This window comes from Mucilaginibacter sp. RCC_168 (genome assembly GCF_041355315.1).
In the GTDB taxonomy this organism is placed as follows: Bacteria; Bacteroidota; Bacteroidia; order Sphingobacteriales; family Sphingobacteriaceae; genus Mucilaginibacter.
The window spans coordinates 1-610 of sequence record NZ_JBFUPN010000082.1 but is presented as its reverse complement, the minus strand read 5'-3'; the positions used below and the strand labels follow the sequence as shown (position 1 = coordinate 610).

Below are 610 nucleotides of genomic sequence, written 5' to 3'. Positions count from 1 at the left end.
ATCGGTCGGCTTATAATATGCCGATGTGTTATGAAATGCGTGGGATTTTAAGCATGGAATCCGTTGGTCGATCTTTCGAAAGCCTGCTGGAGCGGCATGAGATATTGAGAACGACCATAGTCACGATAGACGGCGAACCCCGTCAACAGGTTCACAGGTCTGAAGGTTATGGATTTGAAGTCGAATATGAGGATCTTCGTTCTTTCCCGGACAGGGAAAAGATAGCCGGGCAGGTAATATCAACCAGGTCATCTGAATTGTTTGACCTGGAAAAGGGGCCGCTGTTCAGGTGTATATTACTTCAGATGGAAGCTGAGCGGACGTTATTTTTACTGGTTTTACATCATATCATAGCAGACGGCTGGTCGATAGAGGTATTTTTCAATGATCTGATCAAACTTTACACAGCATATGAGAAAGGCGAAGAGAACCCGCTGCAGCCTTTACGAATACAATACAAAGATTATGCAGCCTGGACTAACGGAGAATTATCCGGGGAACAGTCAAATATTCACCGGGATTACTGGCTGAATCAGTTTAAAGAAAAGATCGATCCAATACGGTTGCCTTTTTATCAGGCAGAAAGGGAGCCGCGTAACGGGAGCAACGA

Annotated in this window: 1 protein-coding gene; it reads left to right on the top strand. The window is 45.1% G+C overall.

Going from position 1 to position 610, the window contains the following annotated elements:
- Positions 1–53: 53 nt before the first annotated feature.
- Positions 54–610, top strand: a 557-nt coding sequence (locus AB6735_RS28050; RefSeq protein ID WP_370999491.1) for a condensation domain-containing protein, incomplete at its 3' end; no start/stop codon positions are given.